Genomic DNA, 23,553 nt, shown 5'->3' on the forward strand with positions numbered 1-23,553 from the left:
CCGCGGGGCCCGGATGAAGTGAGTGTCCGGGCGTCGCGGAACGCCGACTGAAGATGAACTTCCTGGCGGCCGGCTCCCGGATTCAAGGGGGCCGGCCGTCGACTTTTCCGGGCCGAGGGGCTGCGGACCTCAGAGGGGCCGCACGTGCTCCGCGAGGCGTCCGGTGGCCATCAGCTCGTGTAGCTCGTCGCCCATGCGCTCGCTCTCGGAGACCACCTGGTTCCAGGCGCGCATGCGCTCGGCGTCCTTCATCCGTTCGAAGTCGACCCGGTCCGGAATCCGGCCTCCGGGAAGGCGGGCCACCAACGCCTGGGACGGGGCGATGAGCAGCGCCCGGCGGAAGTTCTGGGGCCGTGCCCGCCGCCACCGCAGCGACTTGTCGAACCAGCCCGGCACCACGTACGGGTAGAAGTGCGGGTACAGCACCAGGCCCGTGCCCGGGCCGAAGTCCAGGTCCAGGTGGTAGTCGACCACGCCGCCGTCGCGAAACACGCCCGCGGGCGCGCCGGGAATACGCACGCCGCTGAAGAGCAGGGGGATGGAGCCTGACGCCAGCAGCGCCAGTCGCAGGTTCTCCCGCGTCAGTGGCAGGTGGGTGGAGGGCAGGTCCTTGAGCCCGGCGAAGGGGCTGGTGTCCCCGGCCGTGTGGAAGATGACGCGCTCCATGTGGAGCCCCAGCGTCCGCCGGCTGACCATGTTGCCCAGGGCGCAGAGCACGAGCCCTAAGAGCTGCGCCCCCGGGCCTTCCATTCCCACCGCCCCCCGGCACAGCGCGGTGACGACATGCAGCCGTGCCCAGGGGTGGCCCAGAATCTCCGCTTCACCGTCCTCGCCCAGCAGCGCATCCAGGATGCGCTCGCAGGTCTCGCTCACTTGAGTGGGCGTGGGCTTGGGCGGATAGCGTTGGTCGATGTACGCCGCCTCGAAGCGGCGCAAGGCCAGCACCGGGTCCTTCTGGGCCACGCAGGCGAGCCGCCAGCTTCCAATGGAACTGCCGATGAGGTGGAGGGGGCGCGAGCGGTTCTGGAAGAGGCCGGCGAAGAGCGCCCGGTCCAGTCCCGCCAGCACCAGCCACTTCGGACCGCCGGAGGCGCCGGGGACGACGTCCACGTCGTCTCCGCGCAAGCCTCGTTCGCGAACGAGCCGGAGCGCGTCCGGCCCGGCCAGGAGCGTGAGGTGGGAGGCCATATCGGCCCGCCAACCTAACGAAGCCCCACCGGGGTTGCGACTCTTCGCGTGCCGCCGGGGTGCTGTAGCCTCCCCACCATGAAGAAAACCGCAGCCTCTCCCGGCTCCCCGGTGGGCCTCAGCCGCCGCACCCTCCTGGGCGGAACGGCCGCTGCCACGGCGCTCGCCTCACTGGATGCCCCCGCCTACGCGGCCCCGACGCCCGCGCGGCCCTTCGAACTGGCCGAGGCCACCGTGGTGGACCTCCAAGCCGCGATGAAGGCAGGCGAGCTCACCGCGCAAGGCCTCGCGGAGCGCTACCTCGCGCGCATCGCCGACTGGGACTCGCGCGGGCGCCTCCCTCTGCGCTCCGTCATCGAGCTGAACCCAGACGCGCTCGCCACGGCCGCCGCGCTCGACCAGGAGCGCCGCGAGAAGGGGCCCCGGGGCCCGCTGCACGGCATCCCGGTGCTCCTCAAGGACAACATCGCCACCGCGGACCAGATGCAGACGACGGCGGGTTCCCTGGCGTTGGTGGGCGCGCGGCCGCCTCGGGACGCGTTCATCGTGGAGCGCCTGCGAGCCGCGGGCGCGGTCATCCTGGGCAAGACGAACCTGAGCGAGTGGGCCAACTTCCGCTCCACGCGCTCGGCCAGTGGCTGGAGCGCGCGGGGTGGCCAGACGCGCAACCCGTATGCGCTCGACAGGACGCCTTCGGGTTCCAGTTCGGGGGCGGGCGCGGCCACGGCGGCCAACTTCTGCGCCGTGTCCGTGGGCACGGAGACGGATGGCTCCATCGTGTCGCCCTCGGCGGCCAGCGCGTTGGTGGGGCTCAAGCCGACGGTGGGACTGGTGAGCCGCTCCGGCATCATTCCCATCTCCCACAGCCAGGACACGGCTGGGCCCATGACGCGCACCGTGGCGGATGCCGCGGCGCTGTTGAGCGTGCTCGCGGGCGTGGACCCTTTGGACGCGGCGACGGCGGCGAGTCGGGGCAATGCCCATGCGGACTACACCCGGTTCCTCGACGTGGACGGGCTGAAGGGCGCTCGCATCGGCGTGCCCCGGGAGCGCTTCTTCGGCTACCACCCGGCCACCGACGCGCTCGTGGAGGAGGCCCTGGCCTTGATGAAGTCCCGCGGCGCCATCCTCGTGGATCCGGCGCCGATTCCCGCGGCGGCGCAGGTGGCCGCCCCCGAACTGGAGGTCCTCCTCTACGAGTTCAAGGCGGGGCTGGAGGCCTACCTTGCGACGCTGGAGGAGGGGACGGCCCCTCGCACGCTCGCGGACCTCATCCGCTACAACGAAGCGCACGCGCCGTCGGAGCTGCCGTACTTCGGCCAGGAGCTCTTCCACATGGCTCAGGCCAAGGGGCCCCTGACGGACAAGGCCTATCTCAAGGCCCTCCAGGCCTGCCGCCGTCTGTCGCGCGCGCAGGGGCTGAACGCGGTGATGAAGAAGCACAAGCTGGATGCGCTGGTCGCGCCGACGCAGGCGCCCGTGGGGCTCATCGACCCCATCAACGGTGACCACTGGCTGGGCAGCAGCTCCACGCCCTCGGCTGTATCAGGCTACGCCTCCATCACCGTGCCCGCGGGGTTCGTGTACGGCTTGCCCGTGGGGCTGTCCTTCGTCGGCGGGGCCTGGAGCGAGCCCGTCCTGTTGAAGCTGGCCTATGCCTATGAGCAGGCGTCGAAGCACCGGCGTCCGCCCACCTTCGCGGAGACGGCGGACCTGCGGGTGCACGCTGGCGCGGGAGGCCCAACCGCGAAGCCCTGACTCAGGGCTCCGGCGACGTGGCCCAGGGCGTGGTGGCCTGGAGCACGGCTTCCTGGAGTGCCTCCGTGCGCAGGTGCGCGATGTGCTGGTACTCCGGGTCCGCCACCATCTGCAGGAAGGCGGCGCGGCTGGGATAGCGGACCAGGAGCACCGCGTCCCACGTCTGTCCGGGATCGGCCACCAGCGCCGTGGAGCCGTCTCCAGCGTAGAGGGGCTGGGCGCCCACCTTCTGGATGAAGGGCATCACCGCGCTCGCGTAGGCCTCGTAGGACGCGCGGCCGCCTTCCTTGAAGCGCACCAGGTTCAGGATGACCACGGGGCCTCCCGGATCCTCCTGCATGAAGCGTTCAACGTCGGTGTGCTGGGGATCGACGGCCATGGTGCCTCCTCGGTTCGGGATGAACGCTATTCCAATGTGCCCACGGAGCCGCCACCGGGCTGCTCGCGCTGGTGGTCGAGATACGCGGCGAAGCCTGCCTTGGATTGGATGCGGAAGGCGGGGATTCGGGCGAGCGCCTCGGGCGGGAAGACGTATTGCTCACACACGAGGCTGGCGCGGCTCGCGCCTTCCTGGCTGCCAGTGAAGGGCCGCACCTCATGTTGGAGGTCGCCGCGGAAGTGCACCAGCAGGCCCTCTCGAGGGCGGATTTCACCCACGGGGGTGTCATTCTGGAGCAGGCGCAGCTCGCCGCCCTGGGCGCGCTCGGGGACCTGGAGATACAGCACACTCACGTGCCGGGGCGTCGCATCGGGGACGCCGCTGGGCTCCTGCAGTGTCGCGTCGATGTGTCGCCCCACGCCGCGCCCCGCATCGAGCAACAGGAGGTTGAGATAGAATGCATTGGGGACGGGCCGCTCCCGCCGCGAACCCCAGAGCCGCTCATGCCAAGGCAACAATCCTGTCGCACTTGCCGGGTCCAGCACGCGGCCCAGGTAGGGCACCAAAAAGGGGAAGCGGGCCTCCAACGTGGCGCGGCCCTCGTGCGTGAAGATGAAGGCAAACCCCCGGCTGGCCTGGAACGTCCCCATCAACGGACTGCGTGCCACGAAGCGCGAGCCGAGCAGGGCGGTCCGCAGCTCAAGAAGCGTGCTGCGGGGCAAGGCCTCTCGGCGGGTGATGTAAGCGCGCACGGGGAGACTCGGCCTTCAGGGTGAATGAGAGAACCGTAGCAGTTTTACAGCCTACCTTATAGGTTGCAGCCTTGCCGATGCTACTCAACTCCTTGGAGACGGACACATGAGCCAGCAACCTCGATCCTCTCACGCGCCTCCGCCCGCCGCTCTGCAGATGACGCAAATGGTCTATGGCTTCTGGGTTTCCCGAAGCCTTCAAATCATGGCGGAACTCGAGCTCGCGGATACCATCGGTGATACGCCCAAGACGGTGGAGGAGCTCGCCGAGGCCAGTGGGACTCATGCGCCCACGCTGCGCCGGCTGTTGCGGCTGCTCAGCGGCCTGGGCGTGCTCGTGAAGGATGAGTCCACGCAGCGCTGGGCCCTCACGGAGCTGGGCGGAATGCTTCGCAAGGACAACCCCGGCTCTGTGTATGGCTCGCTCCGGGCGCATGGACACATCCTGTCGTGGCAGGCGTGGGGAGACCTGGCCACCGCCTTGAAGACGGGCAAGCCCACGGTCGAGAAGTTCATGGGCGACACGTTCTTCAACTACATGACGACGCATCCCGACGTCGCCGCCATCTTCAATGGCAGCATGGCCGCGTACCAGACGCTGAACGCGCCCGCCGTGGTGAACGGATATGACTTCTCCTCCGCGCGCAGCATCGTCGACGTGGGCGGCGGTACGGGCATGCTGCTGACGCACATCCTCAAGGCCAATCCCGGCGTCCGCGGCACCGTCTTCGAAATGCCTCACGTGGCGGTGGAAGCCCGCGAGCGAATCGCCGAGCAGGGACTGTCGTCGCGGTGTGACGTCGTCGCCGGTGACTTCTTCGAGCGCATCGTTCCCGAAGGCAAGGACGTCTACATCCTGTCGCAGATCCTCCATGACTGGGATGACGAGCAGAGCCTGCGCATCCTCAAGTGCATCCGCGCGGCGATGCGTCCCGACTCGCGGTTGCTCATCGTGGAGACGGTGCTGCCCGGCGACAACGTGCCGCACTTCGGCAACCTCTACGACCTGGCCATGCTCGTGCTCGTGGGCGGCCGGGAGCGCACGGGGCCGGAGTACACGGCGCTCTTGGAGAAGGCGGGGCTGAGACTGTCCAACGTCTTCCCGACGACGATGCCGCCCAGCGTCGTCGAAGCCGTGGTGGCCTGAGCCACCACCGGTCGCCGTGAGGCGGGGGCTCACTGGTCCGCCCGCCTCCGGCGCTGCTGGGACGTGTCGAGCATGTTCAGCAGGGCCCAGGCACCTTCAGTAGGCGGCGCACCAGCGTGGCCTCGCGCCGGTCCCGAAGCTGCCTCCGTTGCTGTTTGCCGCTCTTGCCCGGGACGTCGAAGTACCTCTCGGGCCGGGTTGCTGGCCGGGGACTGGGCTGCCGGGCTGGTTCCGCTTGAGGGGCCATGCGCCTTGCGTAAGGGGAATCCCGCCCCCCCATGTGAGCCGTCCTCCTGTAGGCCTCAGGGGGGCCGCGCGGCAACGCAGGTGCTGCCCGGCCGACCGCCCAGGGACGGGGCAGAAAAGCGCAAGGTACGTTTTCGATGGGAATGACATTCGTTTAGAGTGGGGCGCAAGCCGTATGAGCGCCTTCCTCGACACCATTCTTGCCTTCCCGACCGCCATCTTCACCATCGTCCTCGGCGTGGTGATGACGTACTGGCTGTTCGTCATCGCGGGCGCGGTCGGCATCGACCTGTTCGATGGGGACATCACGCTGGAGTCGGGCGGCAAGGCGCTGAGCGGGGCCATCGAGGGGGGTGGCAAGGCATTGGGCGGGGCCATCGAGGGTGGTGGCAAGGCATTGGGCGGGGCCATCGAGGGGGGTGGCAAGGCATTGGGCGGCGCGAAGGCGCTGGGTGCCCATGATGCGGATTTCGACGTCGATGGTGGCGGAGTCCTGGCCGCCATGGGCTTCGCCGGCATCCCCATCACCGTGTCCGTGAGCTTCGTGGCGTTCATCGCCTGGTTCCTGTCGGTGATGAGCGCGCAGCCGCTGCACGAGGCGCTGGGCGGGGTGGTGCCGTCGTGGCTGCTGAGCAGCGGGCTGGGGCTGGCGTGTTTCGCGGCGGGAACGGTGACGGCGGGCTTCGCGGTCCGGCCCCTGCGGCCGGTGTTCGTGACCAAGCGCGCCCCGGGGCGCGACGCGCTGATGGGCCGCGTGTGCACCATCTCCAGCGGCAGCGTGACGGCCAAGACGGGCCACGCGACCTTCGAGGACGGCGGAGCGGGCGTCATCCTCAACGTCGTCTGCGCGAAGCCCAATGAACTCAAGCGAGGCCAGCCGGCGCTGATCCTCGCGTACGACGCCGAACGGCGCGTCTACGAAGTGGAGCCGGTCGACTGGCTGCTGCCGGAGGAGATGGAACAGCTCCAGGATCCGGCCCGCGCCGCGGCATTGGCTCGCGTGAAGGCACGAGGCTGAGTTTTACCGGTCGCGCCGAGGGGGCGACCGTCACATTCGACGCCGGAGGGCTTTTGCGGGGGACCTCCGGCGCCTGATACAAGGCCCGCTGTCATCATCAATCAGGAAATGGCCATGGACCCCATTACCGCGGTCGCTGCCGGCATCGGTGGCATCATCCTTCTCGGAGGCATCCTCCTCACCATCGTCCGGCTCTACCGGCAGGTGGACCAGGGCAAGGTGCTCATCGTCAACACGCTGAAGAACGAGCCGGTCGTCACCTTCACCGGCGCGGTGGTGTTCCCCATCATCAACCGGGCCGAGGTGATGGACATCTCCTTGAAGACGGTGGAAATCGACCGCCGTGGCAAGGAAGGCCTCATCTGCAGGGACAACATCCGGGGTGACATCAAGGTCACCTTCTTCGTCCGCGTGAACAAGACGCGCGAGGACGTGCTGAAGGTGGCGCAGACCATCGGCTGCGCGCGCGCCTCCGACCAGGAGACGCTGGAGAACCTCTTCGAGGCCAAGTTCTCCGAGGCCCTCAAGACGGTGGGCAAGAGCTTCGACTTCGAGGAGCTCTACACCAAGCGCGAGGAGATCAAGGACCAGGTCGTCAACGTCATCGGCCGTGACCTCAGCGGGTACATGCTGGAGGACTGCGCCATCGACTTCCTGGAGCAGACCCCGGTCGAGATGCTGGACAAGGACAACATCCTCGACGCGCAGGGCATCCGGAAGATCACCGAGCTGACGACGAAGCAGAACGTCTTCACCAACGAGCTGCGCCAGGACGAGCGCATGGCCGTCACCAAGCGCAACGTGGAGGCGGATGAGGCCATCTTCGCCCTCGAGCGTCAGCGTGAAGAGGCCGCCGCGAAGCAGAAGCGCGAGATCGACAGCATCCAGGCCCGCGAGACGGCCGAGGCCGAGCGCGTGAAGCAGGAGGAGTACGCCAAGGCCCAGCTGGCGCGCATCAAGGCCGAGGAAGAAATCAACATCAACGAGCAGAACAAGTCCCGGCAGATCGAGGTCGCGCAGAAGAACCGCGAGCGCGTGGTGGGCGTGGAGACCGAGCGCGTGGAGAAGGACCGCGCCCTGGAAGCCATCAACCGCGAGCGTGAGACGGAGCTGCAGCGCATCGCCAAGGAGAAGGCGCTCGAAGGCGAGAAGAAGCTCATCGCCGACGTGGTGCGCGCCCGCATCGCCGTGGAGAAGACGGTGGCGGAGGAGGAGGAGCGCATCAAGGACCTGCGCGTGAAGGCCGAGGCCACCCGCCGCAAGGACGCGCTGCTCATCACCGCCGAGGCGCAGGCGCAGGAGAAGCTGGTCAAGGACATCAAGGCGGCCGAGGCCTCCAACGAGGTGGCCAAGTTCACCGCCAAGGAGAAGCTGACGCTGGCCGAGGCCGAGCTGGAGGCCGCGGACAAGACGGCGAAGGCGAAGGTCCGTCTGGCCGAGGGCATCCAGGCCGAGGCCGCCGCCGAGGGTCTTGCCGAGGTCCGCGTGAAGGAGGCCGACGCGCAGGCGCAGGAGAAGCTTGGCATGGTCAACGTCCGCGTGAAGGAAGCGGAGGCGGGCGCCATCGAGAAGCAGGGCCAGGCGCAGGCGAACATCGTCCGCGAGAAGCTGCTGGCCGAGGCGGCGGGTGAGCAGGAGAAGGGGCTGGCCCACGCGCGCGTGCTGGAGGCGGAAGCCAGCGCCATCCAGAAGCGCGGCGAGGCGGAGGCCATTGCCACGCGCGAGAAGCAGCTGGCCGAGGCCGCTGCCATCCAGGAGAAGCTGCTGGCCGAGGCCCGCGGCCTGGCGGAGAAGGCCGCGTCCATGAAGCTGATGGATGGTGTCGGCCGCGAGCATGAGGAGTTCCGCCTCAAGCTCAACAAGGAGCGCGACGTGGAGCTGGAGGCCATCCGCGCGAAGAAGGACATCGCGCACGCGCAGGCCGAGGTGCTGGCCAAGGCGTTCGCCAACGCGAAGTTCAACATCGTCGGTGGCGACGGCCAGTTCTTCGAGCGCTTCGTCAAGGCGGTGTCGTTCGGCACCGCGGTGGACGGCGCGCTGGACCATGGCGAGGCGCTGAAGACGGCGCTGGGCGGCTACCTCAACGGCGAGAAGGACCTGCCGGCCGACCTGAAGGAGATTCTCTCCAAGCCGGGCCTGAGCAACGACGCGCAGAACCTGGCCGTGGCCGCGCTGCTGCACAAGATGGCGGCCAGCCCCGTCGCCGCGACCTCCGCCGGCCTCAAGGCGCTGGTGGAAGACGTGGCGCGGCCGGGCACGGTCGACAAGCAGGGCTGACAGTCCCAATGGGCCACCGCCGTGAACAGGCGGCGGTGGCGCGGCCGTAAGACGACCCTCACTCCGGCCTCCCCTCCGGGGTGGCGCCCCTCCGCTCGGGAGGGTGCGGGGGTGGGGGTCTTCGCTTTTCCGGTGAACACTCATGGCAACTGACGGTGGCAAGGGCGCGGCGCCCGCGGGCGAGGCGGCGCTGGAAGGCGGCAGCTACGAGGTCATCCGTTCGCGGCTCCTGTCGCAGGCGGATGTGCTGGGCGCGAAGGCGACGGACCTCAACGGGCGGCGCAAGGCGCTCTTCGGTGGGACGGAGCTGGCCGTCATCGGCAACGAGCGGGTGCGCACCGAGCACAACTGCGTCCCGTGCGACATCGCCAGCGTCGGCAAGTACCTGCTCTTCGGCTACAACGTCTTCATCGGTCTGAAGCGGGAGACGTCGGTGTCCGACGTGTTCTCCCTGCACAAGTTCGAGAAGACGGCCGATGGGTACGACTTCTCCACCGTGCCCAACTCCGAGGCCGGCGGGTTCCTGGCGGACCCGCGCTTCGTGAAGGACTTCGGCGAACTCTACAAGTACTACAAGGACGCGAAGCTCCTTCAGATTCGCAAGCTGGACTCGCGCCTGCTGGCCATCTTCCAGACGGGCCAGTCGCTGCGCGACATCAAGGTCTTCCGCTTCAGCCTGGACCTGGAGGGCCGCGCCACCTACCTGGACAACCAGGGCGAGCGCGACCACGTCTTCCCGCCGTCGCACGACTTCGAGTGGACGGTGGCCACGCGGGACAACTACGTCACCGGCCAGCACCCGCACGTCAACGTGCTGGACCAGGTGTTCGTGGAGACGGTGAAGGGCGACCTCACCATCAAGGTGGAGGACAACACCTCCACCGGCATGGGCATCTACAGCGAGCCCGTGGACGACCCGGACCAGTCGCTGGACGACGCCGAGTTCGCCTGGGCCCAGGTGGGCACGCTCATCCTGCTGCGGGTGCTGCCGTTCCGGGAGAAGGCGCACCGCTACCTCGTCTTCAACTCGCGCACGCAGCACGTGGTGCGCATCGACGCCATTGGCCAGGCGTGCGTGCGGCTGCCGGAGGACCAGGGCATCGTCTTCCCGGGCGGCTATTACCTCCAGACAGGGGACTTCAAGGTCTTCGATGGCGCCGCGGCGTCGGAAGGCATGGAGTTCAAGCGCGCCATCCGCTCGCCCAACGGCGAGGACGTGCTCTACATCTTTCACCGGCGGACGGACGGCTGCTACGTCCTCTTCCCGTACAACCTGGTGCGCAAGGAGGTGCAGAACCCCCTTGTCGCGCACGGCATGAGCCTGTTCTCCGACGGGCAGCTCGTCATCTTCCGCTCCGCGTCGGAGGAGCCCACGCGCGTCCACCCGATGCAGGTGTGGCAGACCCCGTTCGTGTCCGCGGAGCACGCCGCGGCGGCGCCCTCGGCCCCGGGCTATCTGGGCAAGGTGGGCAACGCGGAGCTGGTGCGCGGCATCTCCGACGCGCTGACGATTCAGCGGGTCGCGAAGTCGGAGAAGCCCACGCGGCGCACGTATGAGGACCTGGTGTCCTCGGCCACCCGCGCGCTGGACGCGTACTACTGGCTGGGCCATGAGGAGACGGGCCTCCAGGAACCGGTCGAGACCCTGCGGCGCACCGCCGAGCTCATCATCGATGAGTTCGAGAAGGTGGTCGCGATGCAGAAGCGCGCCACCGAGTCGCTGGCGGTCGCGGAGGTGGAGCAGGAGACGCTGCTGCTGCGTGTCCAGCCGGAGAACCTCACGCACGCGGAAGCCTTCATGCAGGCGCTGGCGGACCTGCGCAAGCAGCGCGGGCACCTGATTACGTTGAAGGACATCCGCTACATGGACCTGGGACGCGTGGACGTCCTGGAGACCGCGGTGGTGGAGGCGTCCGACCGGGTCAGCACGGCCTGCGTGGATTTCCTCCAGACGGGCGAGGCGCTGGCGCCGCTGGCCTCGCGCCTGGATGAGCTGCTGGCGCAGTTGGAGCCGGTGCAGACTTCCGTGGAGCTGGCGCCCCTGGGCGAGGACATTGACCGGACGGCCCACGGCCTGGAGGTCCTGGGCGAGGTCGTTGGCGGTCTGCAGGTCGGTGACCCGCTGGCCCGCGCTCGCATCCTGGAGGGCATCTCCGAGCTGTTCAGTCGCCTCAACCGCGTGCGCGCCAGCCTCGCGGCCAAGCGCAAGGAGCTGTCCGGCCGGGAGAAGCGCGCGGAGTTCGGCGCGCAGTTCAAGCTGCTGGGGCAGAGCATCGAAAGCTCGCTGTCGCAGGCGGACAGCCCGGAGCGCTGCGACGAGGCGATGTCCCGCCTCACCGTGCAGTTGGAGGAACTGGAGGGCCGCTTCGGCGAGTTCGACGAGTTCCTGGAGCAGATCACCCAGAAGCGCGAGGAGCTGCTGGAGGCCTTCGGCGCGCGCAAGCAGTCGCTGGTGGACGAGCGGCAGCGCCGCGCGCAGAGCCTCTTCGGCGCCGCGGAGCGCATCCTCCAGGGCGTGCAGCGCCGGGCCAAGTCCTTCAAGACGGACGACGAGCTCAACGGCTACTTCGCCTCCGACGCGATGATCCTCAAGCTGCGCCAGCTGGCCGACCAGCTGATGGAGCTTCAGGACAGTGTCCGCGCGGACGAGGTCCTGTCGCGCGTGAAGTCCGCCAAGCAGGACGCGCTGCGCGCCCTGCGGGACCGGCAGGACCTGTTCGCGGACGGCGACAACGTCATCAAGCTGGGGACGCACCGCTTCAACGTCAACACGCAGCCGCTGGACCTGACGTTGCTGCCGCGCGACGGCGAGCTGTACCTCCAGCTCACCGGTACGGACTACGCGCAGAAGGTGGATGACGCGGAGCTGCTCAAGTACCGCGACCTCTGGGACCAGCACCTGGCCTCCGAGTCGCCGGGGGTCTACCGCTCCGAGTACCTGGCGGGCTGCCTGCTGGCGGACGCGGAGGACGGCAAGCGTGGCCAGTCGCTGGACGCGCTGCACGAGGCGCTCATCAGCGGCACGCTGCTGGAGAAGGTGCGCGCGTACGCGGCCGACCGCTTCGACGAGGGCTACGAGCGCGGCGTCCATGACTCGGACGCGGTCTCCATCCTGGAGAAGTTGCTGGGGTTGCACCAGGGCGCTGGGCTGTTGCGCTTCGCGCCGGTGCCGCGGGCCTGGGCGGCGCTGTACTGGGCGTTCGACGCGGACGAGGCGGCCCGTACCGTGTTCCAGCGGCGCGCGCGCAGCCTGGCTCGGCTGCGCACCACCTTCGCGTCCGGCGGAAGCCTGGCCGAGGTGGGCGAATCACTGGGCGCACGCATCGCCGCGTTCCTCACCGCGCACGGCCTGGAGCACTCGCCAGCCGAGCCGCTGCAAGCGGGCCGTTATCTCGTCGAGGAACTGGGCGCGGAGCACCCGCGCTTCACCACCAGTGGCGAGGCGGTGGCGCTGCGGGACGCGTTCCTGCATGAGCTCGACCGGCACGGGACGCGGTCCGCGTTCGAGGACGACCTGCGCGGTCTGGAGAAGGATCTGGGCGCCCGGTTGGAGCTCGCCCGGGTGTGGCTGGACGGCTACCTCGCGCAGCGCGAGGGCGGTCCGGGGGATTCCGTCCATGTGGCGCTGGAGACGGCGGTGTTGCTGCTCACTGGCTCCAAGCTGGACCGTGAGACGGCGGGCGCGCTGACGGCCACCGAGGTCTCCGCGCTGCTGGGCAACCATTCGCGCATCCACGACCGGAAGCTGCCGCTGCGCCTGGACGAGTTCCTGGCCCGCCTGGGCGAGTTCCGGCAGGTGCGGGTGCCGCAGTACCAGGCCTACCGCGCGCTGCTGAGGGACTTGCTGGAGCGCGAGCGCCGCAAGCTGCGCCTGGAGGAGCTGACGCCGAAGGTGCTGTCGTCCTTCGTGCGCAACCGGCTCATCGACGAGGTGTACCTGCCGCTCATCGGCGCCAACCTGGCGAAGCAGCTGGGCGCGGCGGGCGAGGGCAAGCGCACGGACCGCATGGGCATGCTGCTGCTCATGTCGCCTCCGGGCTACGGCAAGACGACGCTGATGGAGTACGTCGCCAGCCGCCTGGGACTCACCTTCGTGAAGGTGAATGGCCCGGCGTTGGGTCACTCCGTGAAGTCGCTGGACCCGGCCGAGGCGCCCAACGCCACGTCCCGGCAGGAGGTGGAGCGCATCAACCTGTCCTTCGAGATGGGCAACAACGTGATGCTCTACCTCGACGACATCCAGCACACGGACCCGGAGCTGCTCCAGAAGTTCATCTCCCTGTGCGACGGCCAGCGCCGCGTGGAAGGCGTGTGGAACGGCCGGACGCGCACCTATGACCTCCGCGGCAAGAAGTTCTGCGTGGTCATGGCCGGAAACCCGTACACGGAGACGGGCGAGCGCTTCCGCATCCCGGACATGCTCGCCAACCGCGCGGACACCTACAACCTGGGTGACATCCTCGACGGCAAGGAGCACCTGTTCGCGCTCAGCTACATCGAGAACGCGCTCACGTCGAACACGGTGACGGCGCCGCTGGCCACGCGCGACCCGGCGGACACGCACCGCCTCATTCGCATGGCGCAGGGCGAGGAGGTCCAGACGGGCGAGCTGAAGCACGGCTACGCGGCGGCGGAGCTCCAGGAAATCGTCGCCGTGTTCCAGCGCATGTTCCGGGCCCAGTCGGTGCTGCTGAAGGTGAACCTGCAGTACATCGCCTCGGCGGCGCAGGACGAGCGCTTCCGCTCCGAGCCCGCGTTCAAGTTGCAGGGCAGCTACCGCAACATGAACAAGCTGACGGAGAAGATTGTCTCCGCGATGACCGACGACGAGCTCGAGCGGCTCATCGACGACCACTACCAGGGCGAGTCCCAGACGCTGACGACGGCGGCGGAGCAGAACCTGCTCAAGCTGGCGGAGATGCGCGGGCGCCTGACGCCGGAGAAGGCGAAGCGCTGGGAGGACATCAAGCAGGGCTTCGCGCGCGTGAAGCGCATGGGCGGCAAGGACGACGACCCCGTGGCCCGCGTCACCGGTCAGCTCAGCGGCATCGAGGAGCAGCTGGGCGCGGTGCGGGACGCGGTGGTGCAGGCGGCCAACCACGTCTCCGCCAGCCATGCGCGTGACGAGCAGCCGGGGCCGGTGGTGGAGGTGCTGCCTCGCCTGGAGTCCCTGCGTGAGGCCGTGCTGGAGGTGGCGAAGGTGGGCCGCGAGTCCGTGAAGGCCGCGAAGGCCACCCCGGCGCCCGTGGTCGCCGCGCCCGTGGCCGCGGGGCCGGACCTGACGCCGTACCTCAAGCACCTGGCGCACCTGCTCAAGGCGCTGACGGAGCGGGTGGCGGCGCAGGCGGAGCGGCCGCCCGAGCCTCCGGCGGAGTCCGCGCCCACCGTGCGGATGGCGGCACTGGCGCCTTCGCCTGACTTCGGCGCGTACATGGAGCAGCTGTCCCGCGCCATCACCGCGCTGGCGGAGCGTCCCGTGAATGTGTCCGCCAACGTGCCCGCGGAGGCCCTGCAGCGCACCGCGCTGACCGGGCCTTCACCCGCCGAGCTGAGCCGTCAAATCGAGCTGGTGGAGGGCGTGCTGCTTCCGCTGGAGCGCGCCTCGCGCCGCGCAATCCAGGGCGAGGGCGAGGGCGTCATGAAGTCGCTCCAGGTCTGGCAGAACGTCACCGAGGCCCTGGAGCTGTTGCGCTCCATGCTGCGGCGCTGAACCGCACGCCGCGCGCTAGCGGAACTGGCCAGAGCCCTCGGCACTGCGGTTGTCGAGGACTCTGTCCAGCGTGTCTTCCAGTTGCTGGCCGTCCACGGCGGTGACGCGCACGGAGAAGGGGCCGTCGCCCATGCCGCTCAAGTTGACAAAGTAGTTGTAGCTCTCGCGCGGGACGTCCTGCCATCCGCCGGTGCCGCGCCGCCACTCCAGCTTCTGGATGGGCAGGCGGTGGTTGCGGACCTGGATGGCGGTCCACCAGGGATTGCTGCCGTTCTTGAAGTGGTACTCGATGTTCCCCGCCACGTCGCAGGACACCGGCGTCCAGGTGATGTTGACCCGGCCCTGCTGCATCTCCGCGATGCGGGCGAAGGCCTGCCGGCTCAGGTCCAGGTGGCCGGATTCGCACTCCGGGCAGCGGTCCACGATGCGCACGCGGACCGAGCCCTTGGGCCCGGTGATGTCCACGCACTGCCCACAGGCCGCGCTGTTGGCGTACTGGGGCGTGTTCATGGCGGCCACCATCAAGTCGCCGGTCGGCTCGTAGCTGCAATTGCCGGAGCCGTCGGCGTCGTAGAAGGTGGCGATGCCCTGTTGCTCCTCGCCCAGCGGCGCGCCGCCGCCAGACGGGTCGTCACTGCAACCGCCACAGGCGACGAACGCCGTGGCGACAGGGAGGAGGAAGCGTCGGGACTTCGAGCGAAGGGGGTGCATGGCCGCTCAGCATACCCCGCCAAAACGGCATCGGGGTGGAAGGGCCCCAGGCACCCTCCACCCCGACGTGTGTGCGGGCTCGCGCCCCGATGTCAGCGGCCCCGGACGGAGGCACCCTTGAGGGCGCGGGCCTGCGTCACCAGCCGCACGAACTCCTTGCGGTCGGCGTCACCCTCGGTGGCGCCCTCGGCCAGCTTCTCGGCCGTGGCCAGGCTCCAGCCCTCCGCGGCGGGGCTGTCGCGGAGGACGTCCGCGGTGGCGGCCACGGCGACGGCGAAGCGGAAGTCCGGCGACGCCTGCGCCAGCGTGTCACGCAGCTTCGTGCGCTCGAAGGGGAATTCGCGCTCGGAGGCCTCGGTGCCGTTGGGCGCCTTGGCGCGGACTCGGACGGTGGCCAGCGGCTCGGTGGCTTCACCCGTCAGCTCCACCTCGTACACGGCGGTGACGTTGTGGCCGGCGCCAATCTCGCCCGCGTCCACCTTGTCGTTGCGGAAGTCGTGGTCGGCGACGTCGCGGTTCTCATAGCCCACCAGCCGGTAGCGGCGGACGGCGGCGGGGTTGAACTCCACCTGGAACTTCACGTCCTTGGCGATGACCTCCAGCGTGCCGGTGAGCTGCGTCTCGAACACCTTCTTCGCTTCGCGCAGGCTGTCCACATAGAAGCAGTTGCCGTTGCCCTTGTCCGCGAGCTTCTCCATCAGGTCGTCGCGGTAGTTGCCCATGCCGAAGCCCACGGTGGTGAGGGTGACGCCCTCGGCCGTGTACTTGTGGATGCTGTCCAGCATGGCATTGGCGCTGACATTCCGGCCGATGTTGGCGTCACCGTCGGTGAGGACGACGACGCGGGACACCACGCTGCCGGAGGCCTTCTTCACGGCGTGGCGGTAGGCCATCTCCATGCCGGAGCCCATCGCCGTGCCGCCACCGGCCGTGAGCGAGTCGAGCGCGGCGTGGATGCTCTTCACGTCGGTGGCGGGCGTTGGCGGCAGCACGTCCCGGGTGTTGCCCGCGTAGGTGACGATGGCGACGGTGTCGTTCTCGTTGAGGTTCTTGACGGCGACCTTGATGGCCTCCCTCGCGAGCGGCAGCTTGTCCTCCGAGTGCATGGAGCCGCTGGTGTCCACGAGGAACACGAGGTGCGCGGGCTTGCGCTGCGAGCGCGAGACCACCTTGCCCTGCACGCCCACGCGCAGGAAGTGGCGCTTGGAGTCGAAGGGCGAGGGCGCGCCCTCCAGGTGCACCGCGAAGGCGCCCGTCTCCGGGGGCGCGTAGCGGAACTTGAAGTAGTTGACGAACTCCTCCACGCGGACGGCGGACGCGGGCGGGAGCTGGCCGTTGACGAGGTAGCGGCGCGACACCGTGTACGACGCGGTGTCCACGTCCGCGGCGAACGTGGAGAGCGGGTCCTTGGCCGTCTCGACGAAGGCGTTGGCCTTCCAGGCCTCGAAGGTATTGCCGCCCGCGGGAGCGGCGTCCCGTGGTTTGGACTCGAGGGGGGCACCCGCCAAGGCGTCCGCCGACGGCTTCGCGGGCCCCGGTTCGCGGCGATGCAGTTCGGCTTTGCTCCTGGAGACCTTCTTGGCGGCTTCAGGCGCCGGCGCGGGCTGCATGGGCATGGCGAGAGAGGGCGCGGCCGGCGGGGCGCCGGCGAGGGTGGCTGCGCCCACGGAGGGCTCGGCGCTGTCCCGGTCGCTGGTGAACTCCTCATGTTCCGGGGCGCGTGCGGCGCTCTCCGTCTGGGCCGCGGGACGGGGCTTCTCGAGGCTGGCGCGCTCATCGTTGGCGGGGCTCCGGTTGTGACACGCGGACAGGGTGCTGGCGACGAGAAGGGCACTTCCCCAGGCAGTCAGTTGGCGCTTCAGCGAGAAGGGGGACATCGGGGCTCCAAGGTCGGTGAGTAGGTCGCCTCCCGAAAACGCATGGCCTGCGAAAAAGGGTCTAAAGCCGAATGAATTTTCCGGCGAACACCCGGGCCGGGCGTCCTTGTCTGGGGCACCCCCGTCTGACAGGGTGCCGCTCCATGCAGACCGCCAGGCCATTTCGAATTCTGGGTGTCCAGCAGATCGCCATTGGAGGCGCGGACAAGGCGCCGCTCCGCAAGCTCTGGGTCGACCTGCTGGGCTTGACGCCCCACGGCACCTACCGCAGCGAGCGCGAGAACGTGGACGAGGACATCGTCACCGCGGGCGCGGGCCCCTTCAAGGTGGAGGTGGACCTGATGCAGCCCGTGGACCCGGAGAAGAAGCCCCGCGTCCACGAGACGCCGCTCAACCACGTGGGCCTCTGGGTGGACGACCTGCCCGTGGCCGTGCAGTGGCTGGAGTCCCAGGGCCTTCGCTTCGCCCCCGGCGGCATCCGCAAGGGCGCCGCGGGCTTCGACATCTGCTTCATCCACCCCAAGGGCAGCGAGCAGTTCCCCTTCGGCGGAGAGGGCGTGCTCATCGAGCTGGTGCAGGCGCCGAAGGAGGTCATCGCCGCCTTCGAGTCGCTATCCGCCGCGGGCCACTGAGTCAGCGTCCGGCGGGGGCGTGCTGGCCCTGCCGGAACAGCCGTCCCGAGAGGTTCCGGAGCGCGGGCCGCAGCACGCGCTCCAGCCGGTCCAGGGCGACGCACAGCACGAAGGTGAGGCCGATGATGACGGCCGTCAGCACCCAGTACTGGAGCCATCCGCTGCGGTCTCCCCAGAAGCGCTGGAAGGAGAAGACGCCGCCCAGCCGGTAGAACAGCAGCATCTCGTGGAAGAAGTACGCGGACAGCGACGACGTGCCGAACACCTCCACGAAGCGCCGCAGCCGGGACGGCGCCGCGTCCACGGGGATCCGGGCCTCCAGCCACGTCAACACGAGCAGCACCGTGCTCACCCAGCCGAAGCGCGCCGCCGCGTTGGAGGGATTGGCGACGAAGAAGCGGTGGGGCGGATAGAGGCCGTAGAGGAAGTCACCGAGCACCGCGCCCGTGAAGCCCAGGCCCATCAGCACCCACAGCGCCTTGATGAGCCCGGCGCGGCCCCAGGCGCCCGCCACCGTTCCCGCGAAGACGCCCAGCCATGCGTAGCCCAGCCAGGGCAGCAGCGGGAAGGGCGCGAAGGAGGACTTCTCCGTCAGCGTGGCCCAGGGGCCATCCACCTGTTCGCCCAGGGGCGACACGGCGAACGTGGCCATGGCCAGCACGAAGGCGCCGGTGCCCAGCACCTTGGGACGCGCGGAGAGCAGCGCGGCCACCGGCAGGACGATGAGCAGGCACAGGCCCACGCACTGGAGGATGTCCATGCGGAAGATCCACTGGGGCTCGCGCAGCAGGGGGAACCACGCCCAGTTGACCAGGGTGGCCACCGCGAGCACCTCGCCAGCGCGGCGGAGGTTGCGGTGGACACGATCGCGGAGCATGCCGCTGGCGGCGCTGCGGACCATCATCAGGGCGGTGGCGAAGCCGGCCGAGAAGATGAACGCAGGGGCCACCAGCCCGTCGACGCGCAGCAGCCGCGCCACCCATTCGCTCTGCCGCAGCTCGGGCGTGAGCAAGGCCAGGGTGTGCGTCTGGACCATGAAGAGCACCGCGATGCCCCGGAGCCAGTCGATGGCTCGGATGCGATCACGGGAGACGAGGGCAGGGGAGGCGGGCGTGGACGTCACGGCCCGCCTACCCTAGAGCATCAGCGGACCCAGCTCACGTTACTGATGGAGAATTTGGAGCCGTCCTGCTTCTCCGCGTTCGTCATCGGCGAGTACACCCGCGTGGAGAAGGTGTTGGCCGCGGTGTCCACCTCCACCAGCCGCGTCAGGTTCGATGCGTTCTCGTGGTACGCCGTCAGGATTTGATGGATGGTGTTGCCGTGGACCCCCGTGCTGGCCCGGTATGCGGCATTGCCCGTGTGTCCGGAGAAGACGAACCGCACGTTGGCGTACTGCTTGATGAGCTGGTCGAACACGTACTGCGGGCTGTTGTTGCCATAACCGCCATTGCTCTGCTCGATGGCGCCGCTGCCGTTCAGGTGGGAGTGGGTGTTGATGATGACGTTGTGACGCGGATGTTGCGCCAGCACCGTCTTCGCCCAGTCCACGGCGCCCGTGCGGGCCCACAGCTCCAGGTTGAGCACCAACCAGTCCAGGCTGCCGGCGGAGAAGGTGTGGTAGGAGTTGTCGATTCTCCCCGGCTCGTAGACGCCACCCAGCGCGGTGAAGCGCGTGAGCGGGAAGTGCGTGTTGAAGGTGGTGGTGTCGCGCAGGTTGGCGTTGACGTTGCCCGGGCAGGCGCTGCCGCCGGGGCACACGGCCGCCGTGTCATGGTTGCCAATGGCGTAGACGTAGGGGAGGTCGGCGGCGTCCAGAATCTCGGTGGCTTCGCTGGCGCGCACGTACTGGATGTGGTCCGGCGTGTCCCAGTTCACGACGTCGCCCGTGTGCAGCACGAAGCGCAGGTCGAGCGAACTCCGGTTGTCCACCAGCCACTGGTACCGGTGGCTGAGCCTCGCGGGGGGCGTCGCGAGGACCTCGTTCTGCGTGTCGGGGATGACGGCGAAGGTGAACTTCGTGTCGACCGGCGGCGCGGACTCTGGTGCGGCGTAGAACTTGATGCCCTGGTCGACCCAGCCGGCGGAGGTGAGCGCATTGCGCTGGGCCTCGGTGATGGCGAAGCGGTGCTTGCGCAGCGTGGTGTTGGAGAAGCGGTACACGGGAACGAGGCACGCCGCCGCCGTCTTCGACGCGTAGAAGCCGACGTTCTCGTTCGTCGTGTAGCCCCCGTTCTGCATGAGGTCGTTCCGCTCGGCCTCATCGATGGTCCAGAAGTGCTCCTGCTGGCTGGGACTGTAGATGCGGTAGACGGGGGACAACCCCGTCCCCGTGGAGGCCGCGGCGAGGAAGGCCACACCCTGGTCTTCCGTGTAGCCCCAGGTGGTGGCGGCGTTGGCGGCCTCGTTCGCGTTGAGCGTGTAGAGGCTGTCTCCGTTGACCGGCTTGATGCGGTGATGGACGGCCCGGCTCAGTGAGGCGCAGTTCAGCGCGGACTCGGCGCTGGTGACCTCGGGCTGCGACTCAACCGGGCCGCCGCACGCCGCCAGCAGGCCCAGCAGTGCCATAGGGACCGCGGTTCTCAGGTGTCTCAAAGCTGTCTCCTCGCAAGGGGTGTGTCGCGGACAGGGATGGCCGCAAAACGCGTATTGCGAGGAAGTCAATAGCACCTGGGTTGCGGTCCTGGAAGACCCACCCTGGGCAGTGTCTACCGGTAACCAGTGGCGTCGGCGGGCTTGCCCGCGTCCTGGACCTCGACGACGTAGCGCCAGGCATCGGGCTGGCTGCCATCCAGGTCCGTGAAGCCGTAGACGCGTGCGAGCTGGCCGCTGGACAGGGACTGTCCGTTCCACCGGGCCTTGTCCGCGTCCGATGCCAGCGCGGCCACGGCACGGCCGACATAGGCCGGCGTCTCCGAGATGACGAAGTGGGGCTCCTTCACCGTCGCATCGCGCCAGTTCGCCTCCGTGACGCCGAAGTGCTCCAGCATGCCTTCGGAGCGCATCCAGCCCGGCGTCAGCGAGACGGCGGTGGCGCCATGGGGCTTCAGCTCCCGCGCCTGGCTCCACGCCAGCCGGAGGACGGAGGCCTTCGCGAGGTCATAGAACGTGGAGATGCGGTAGTTCGTCGCGTTGTAGTCGGCGGTGCCGTCGGTGACCTCGACCACGAGCCCTCCCGGGCGGCGGATGAGCAGCGGCAGGGCGAAGTGGCTGGTGATGAGGTGCGTGTCCACGCCCAGCCGGAGCAGCCGCAGCCCCTTGTCGAGCGAGTGCTCCCACACGCTCTTGTTCCACTCGAAGATGTGTTCGCCGCCCCAGATGTCGTTCACGAGCACGTCGAGCCGGCCCTGTTCCCGGTCGATGCGCTCCACCAGGGCCTTCACCTGTTCGGGCACCAGGTGGTCCGTTTGCACGGCGATGCCAATCCCACCCGCCGCCGTCACCTGTTCGGCGGTGTCCTCGATGGTCTCCGGCCGGTTCTGCTCCGAGCGCTGCGCCCGTGTCGTCCGGCCCGTGACGTAGACAGTGGCGCCCGCCGCGCCGAGCTGCACCGCGATGCCCCGGCCCGCCCCGCGCGTGCCGCCCGCGACCAGTGCCACGCGTCCCTTCAGGGAATCTTTCATGTCCCGCATGCCTGCCTCCTTCTGGAATGTGCGCACAACGGGGAGAGCCTACGGAGGATTGTTGACACCTCTTGTCATGATTGGGCGAGTTGGCGCGGTTCGCGCAAGAACGCACCGCAACCTTTTCACGGCTCACCTGTTCGACGTCTCGCGAGGAGGTTGCGTGATTCGACGACTCATTCTGGGCGCCGTCCTCTGTCTGCCGGGGGAAGCGCTCGCCAAACCGCCAGCGGGAGGCGTCGTCTGTGCCACCTATCCCTCGGCCCCCGCGTGCGCCGGACAACAGCCAGCCTGCACGCTCTGTCACACGGCCCCTCCGCAACGAAACGCCTTCGGGACCTCGCTGGAGCCGCACCTGGTTCCGGGCGCAGCGCGGCCGCTTTCGGATGGCGATTTCTCCATGGCCCTGCCTGCCGCGCTGCGCGCCGTCGAGCCAGAGGACGCGGATGGCGATGGCGTGACGAACGTGGAGGAGTTGTCGCGGGGCACGCTGCCCGGGGACCCGGCCAGTGTGCCCACGGAGCTAGGGGGCTGCGTGGCGGGGCAGAACCCCGATTACGACATCTGCCGCTACGACTTGCGCTTCGCCTACCGGCGCGTGCTGCTCGACTTCTGCGGACGGTCGCCGACCTACGCGGAGCTCCAGGCCTTCGCCGCGCGCGGGGACGACAGCAAGCGCGAGTTCATCGACGCGGAGTTGGAGCGCTGCACGGGCAGCGAGTTCTGGCGGGGCAAGGACGGGCAGCTCTGGAAGCTGGCCCACCCGAAGATCCGGCCCGTGGGCTCCATCAAGTCGGGCGAGGACGCGGGCCCGATTCCGCTCGCGGACTACTACGACGACTACGCGCTCTACGCCTACGCCCAGCTCGACCACCACGATGCGCGTGAGGTGATGACGGCGACCTACTACGTGAGCCGTCAGACGGAGCCCACGCGCTACACCGCGACGCCGTCATTGCCCTCCCAGTTCGTGGAAGAGAGCCGTCGCGCCGGCAACCTCACATCGGCGTGGAGTCTCACGTCCTTCGTGATGTTCACCGCGCTGCCTCGGAACGCCGCGTCCCAGAGCTACCGCGCCTACCTGGGGCTCGACATCGCGCTTCAGGAGGGGCTCTACAGCATTCCGGGTGAGCCTCGGGACTACGACGCCAAGGGTGTGCAGGCGTCTGCCTGCGCCGCCTGCCATGCGACGCTCGACCCGCTGAGCTATCCCTTCCGTAACTACAACGGCATCGCCGCCGGGGCGTCGGCGCGCTACGTGCCCGGCCGAATCGAGCGGTACTTCAGCACCGAGGCTCCCAACATCACCCAGATACCGGAGTCTGGCTTCCTGCTGGGCCAGCCCGTGAGGGACCTGCTCGAGTGGGCCCACGTCGGCGCCAACAGCGACGCCTTCGCCATCTCCGCCGTCACCGACTACTGGAAGCTGCTCGTGGGCCACCCTCCGACGGCGGAGGAGCAGGCCGAGTTCGTCACCCTGTGGCAGCGCTTCAAGGGCACGCATCAGTACAGCGTGCAGCGGATGCTTCATGACCTGATTCGCACGGAGGCCTACGGTGCGCCCTGAAACGCTGGTGGTCACCGCGGTGCTCGTGCTCGCTGGCTGCACGCAGCAGCCGATTGCCACGGTGCTGGACGTGGATGCTGGAGTCCCTCCGGTGGGGAACGAATCGGACGCGGGCACGCCCGTGGCTGTCGCCAGGTCGACCCGGAACAACCTTCGCTTCAAAGGGCCCGAACGACTGACGACGGACTTCGCGGCGGCGCTCGAGCTTCCTCCAGCGGGGCTGTGTAACGAGCTGGGACAGTACCCGTGCGCGACGTTCGTCCACACCGTGACGCTGGGCGGCGTGGACCCGTACCGGAGCGGCTTCTATGAGCCACTGCCCGTCACGGGGGTGACGACGCCCATCGCCGTGGAGCGGATGGCCCTGGCGGGCTGCACCCAGCGCGTCGCGCTCGATGTGAGCGCGCCAACGGCGGCCGTCATCTTCAAGGGCGTCGGATTGGATGCCCAGGGCCGACTGGAGGACCGGTCCGGGCCGCCGGTCCGAGCCGCCATCCACGCGCTCTACCAACGCGGCCTCCTGCGTGAGGCCGAGGAGGCAGAGGTGAATGCCTGGATTCAACTCGCCGCTGACATCGAATCCTCGGGCAGCACGCGTCCGGGCCGCGACTGGATGACCGCGGTCTGCTTCGCCGTCCTTTCCTCCGCTGAGTCCGTCTTCTTCTGAG

At 68.8% G+C, this 23,553-nt stretch carries 16 protein-coding genes; 8 read left to right on the plus strand and 8 right to left on the minus strand.

Features of this window, described 5'->3' with window-relative positions; all coding sequences use genetic code 11:
- Positions 1–129 precede the first annotated feature (129 nt).
- A complete protein-coding gene (locus BHS09_RS17895; protein WP_140791588.1) occupies positions 130–1,188 on the minus strand; it encodes a patatin-like phospholipase family protein in 1,059 nt (352 codons plus the stop codon).
- 78 nt (positions 1,189–1,266) lie between these two features.
- On the opposite strand from BHS09_RS17895, the gene BHS09_RS17900 reads away from it, so the two are divergent.
- Positions 1,267–2,946, plus strand: a complete 1,680-nt coding sequence (locus tag BHS09_RS17900; RefSeq protein WP_174258813.1) for an amidase — start codon at positions 1,267–1,269, stop codon at positions 2,944–2,946.
- Position 2,947: 1 nt separating this feature from the next.
- Here the strand turns inward: BHS09_RS17900 and BHS09_RS40055 are convergent, their stop codons facing one another.
- Positions 2,948–3,325: a DUF1330 domain-containing protein gene (locus tag BHS09_RS40055; protein ID WP_140791590.1), complete on the minus strand. Its 378-nt coding sequence runs from the start codon at positions 3,323–3,325 to the stop codon at positions 2,948–2,950.
- Between the two features lie 26 nt (positions 3,326–3,351).
- Positions 3,352–4,077 (minus strand): 2OG-Fe(II) oxygenase, encoded by a 726-nt coding sequence (locus BHS09_RS17910; RefSeq protein WP_140791592.1) that lies wholly within the window; start codon positions 4,075–4,077, stop codon positions 3,352–3,354.
- A gap of 166 nt (positions 4,078–4,243) precedes the next feature.
- Here BHS09_RS17910 and BHS09_RS17915 point away from each other — a divergent pair, with 166 nt between their 5' ends.
- From BHS09_RS17915 to BHS09_RS17935, 4 genes are all read left to right on the plus strand, one after another.
- On the plus strand, positions 4,244–5,224 hold the full coding sequence (locus BHS09_RS17915) for a methyltransferase (RefSeq protein ID WP_140796496.1): 981 nt from the start codon (positions 4,244–4,246) through the stop codon (positions 5,222–5,224).
- Between the two features lie 421 nt (positions 5,225–5,645).
- Complete coding sequence (locus BHS09_RS17925) at positions 5,646–6,488, plus strand: hypothetical protein (protein WP_140791593.1); 843 nt, start codon at positions 5,646–5,648, stop codon at positions 6,486–6,488.
- 114 nt (positions 6,489–6,602) lie between these two features.
- On the plus strand, positions 6,603–8,765 hold the full coding sequence (locus BHS09_RS17930) for an SPFH domain-containing protein (RefSeq protein WP_174258814.1): 2,163 nt from the start codon (positions 6,603–6,605) through the stop codon (positions 8,763–8,765).
- Positions 8,766–8,907: 142 nt separating this feature from the next.
- The gene (locus tag BHS09_RS17935) at positions 8,908–14,475 is read left to right on the plus strand and encodes a DNA repair ATPase (protein WP_140791595.1); all 5,568 of its coding nucleotides are present in this window, start codon (positions 8,908–8,910) and stop codon (positions 14,473–14,475) included.
- A gap of 15 nt (positions 14,476–14,490) precedes the next feature.
- Here BHS09_RS17935 and BHS09_RS17940 read toward each other — a convergent pair whose 3' ends face one another.
- Positions 14,491–15,186 (minus strand): expansin EXLX1 family cellulose-binding protein, encoded by a 696-nt coding sequence (locus tag BHS09_RS17940; RefSeq protein WP_140791597.1) that lies wholly within the window; start codon positions 15,184–15,186, stop codon positions 14,491–14,493.
- Between the two features lie 92 nt (positions 15,187–15,278).
- Entirely contained in the window at positions 15,279–17,063 is a 1,785-nt protein-coding gene (locus BHS09_RS17945; protein WP_140791598.1) for a vWA domain-containing protein, read from the minus strand.
- Between the two features lie 143 nt (positions 17,064–17,206).
- On the opposite strand from BHS09_RS17945, the gene BHS09_RS17950 reads away from it, so the two are divergent.
- Positions 17,207–17,695 (plus strand): VOC family protein, encoded by a 489-nt coding sequence (locus tag BHS09_RS17950; protein WP_171410362.1) that lies wholly within the window; start codon positions 17,207–17,209, stop codon positions 17,693–17,695.
- Position 17,696: 1 nt separating this feature from the next.
- Here the strand turns inward: BHS09_RS17950 and BHS09_RS17955 are convergent, their stop codons facing one another.
- The 3 genes from BHS09_RS17955 to BHS09_RS17965 form a co-directional block, all read right to left on the minus strand.
- Positions 17,697–18,818: a heparan-alpha-glucosaminide N-acetyltransferase domain-containing protein gene (locus BHS09_RS17955; protein ID WP_140791602.1), complete on the minus strand. Its 1,122-nt coding sequence runs from the start codon at positions 18,816–18,818 to the stop codon at positions 17,697–17,699.
- Between the two features lie 20 nt (positions 18,819–18,838).
- The gene (locus BHS09_RS17960; protein ID WP_140791604.1) at positions 18,839–20,290 is read right to left on the minus strand and encodes a metallophosphoesterase; all 1,452 of its coding nucleotides are present in this window, start codon (positions 20,288–20,290) and stop codon (positions 18,839–18,841) included.
- Positions 20,291–20,403: 113 nt separating this feature from the next.
- Positions 20,404–21,327: an SDR family oxidoreductase gene (locus tag BHS09_RS17965; RefSeq protein ID WP_140791606.1), complete on the minus strand. Its 924-nt coding sequence runs from the start codon at positions 21,325–21,327 to the stop codon at positions 20,404–20,406.
- 391 nt (positions 21,328–21,718) lie between these two features.
- Between BHS09_RS17965 and BHS09_RS17970 the strand changes: the two genes are divergently transcribed.
- Together BHS09_RS17970 and BHS09_RS17975 are read left to right on the plus strand one after the other, a co-directional pair.
- Positions 21,719–22,885: a hypothetical protein gene (locus tag BHS09_RS17970; protein WP_237078370.1), complete on the plus strand. Its 1,167-nt coding sequence runs from the start codon at positions 21,719–21,721 to the stop codon at positions 22,883–22,885.
- Complete coding sequence (locus tag BHS09_RS17975) at positions 22,875–23,552, plus strand: hypothetical protein (protein WP_237080409.1); 678 nt, start codon at positions 22,875–22,877, stop codon at positions 23,550–23,552. Before BHS09_RS17970 ends, BHS09_RS17975 begins: the two co-directional genes overlap by 11 nt.
- Position 23,553 lies beyond the last annotated feature (1 nt).

This window comes from Myxococcus xanthus (assembly GCF_006402735.1).
Classification (GTDB): domain Bacteria; phylum Myxococcota; class Myxococcia; order Myxococcales; family Myxococcaceae; genus Myxococcus; species Myxococcus xanthus_A.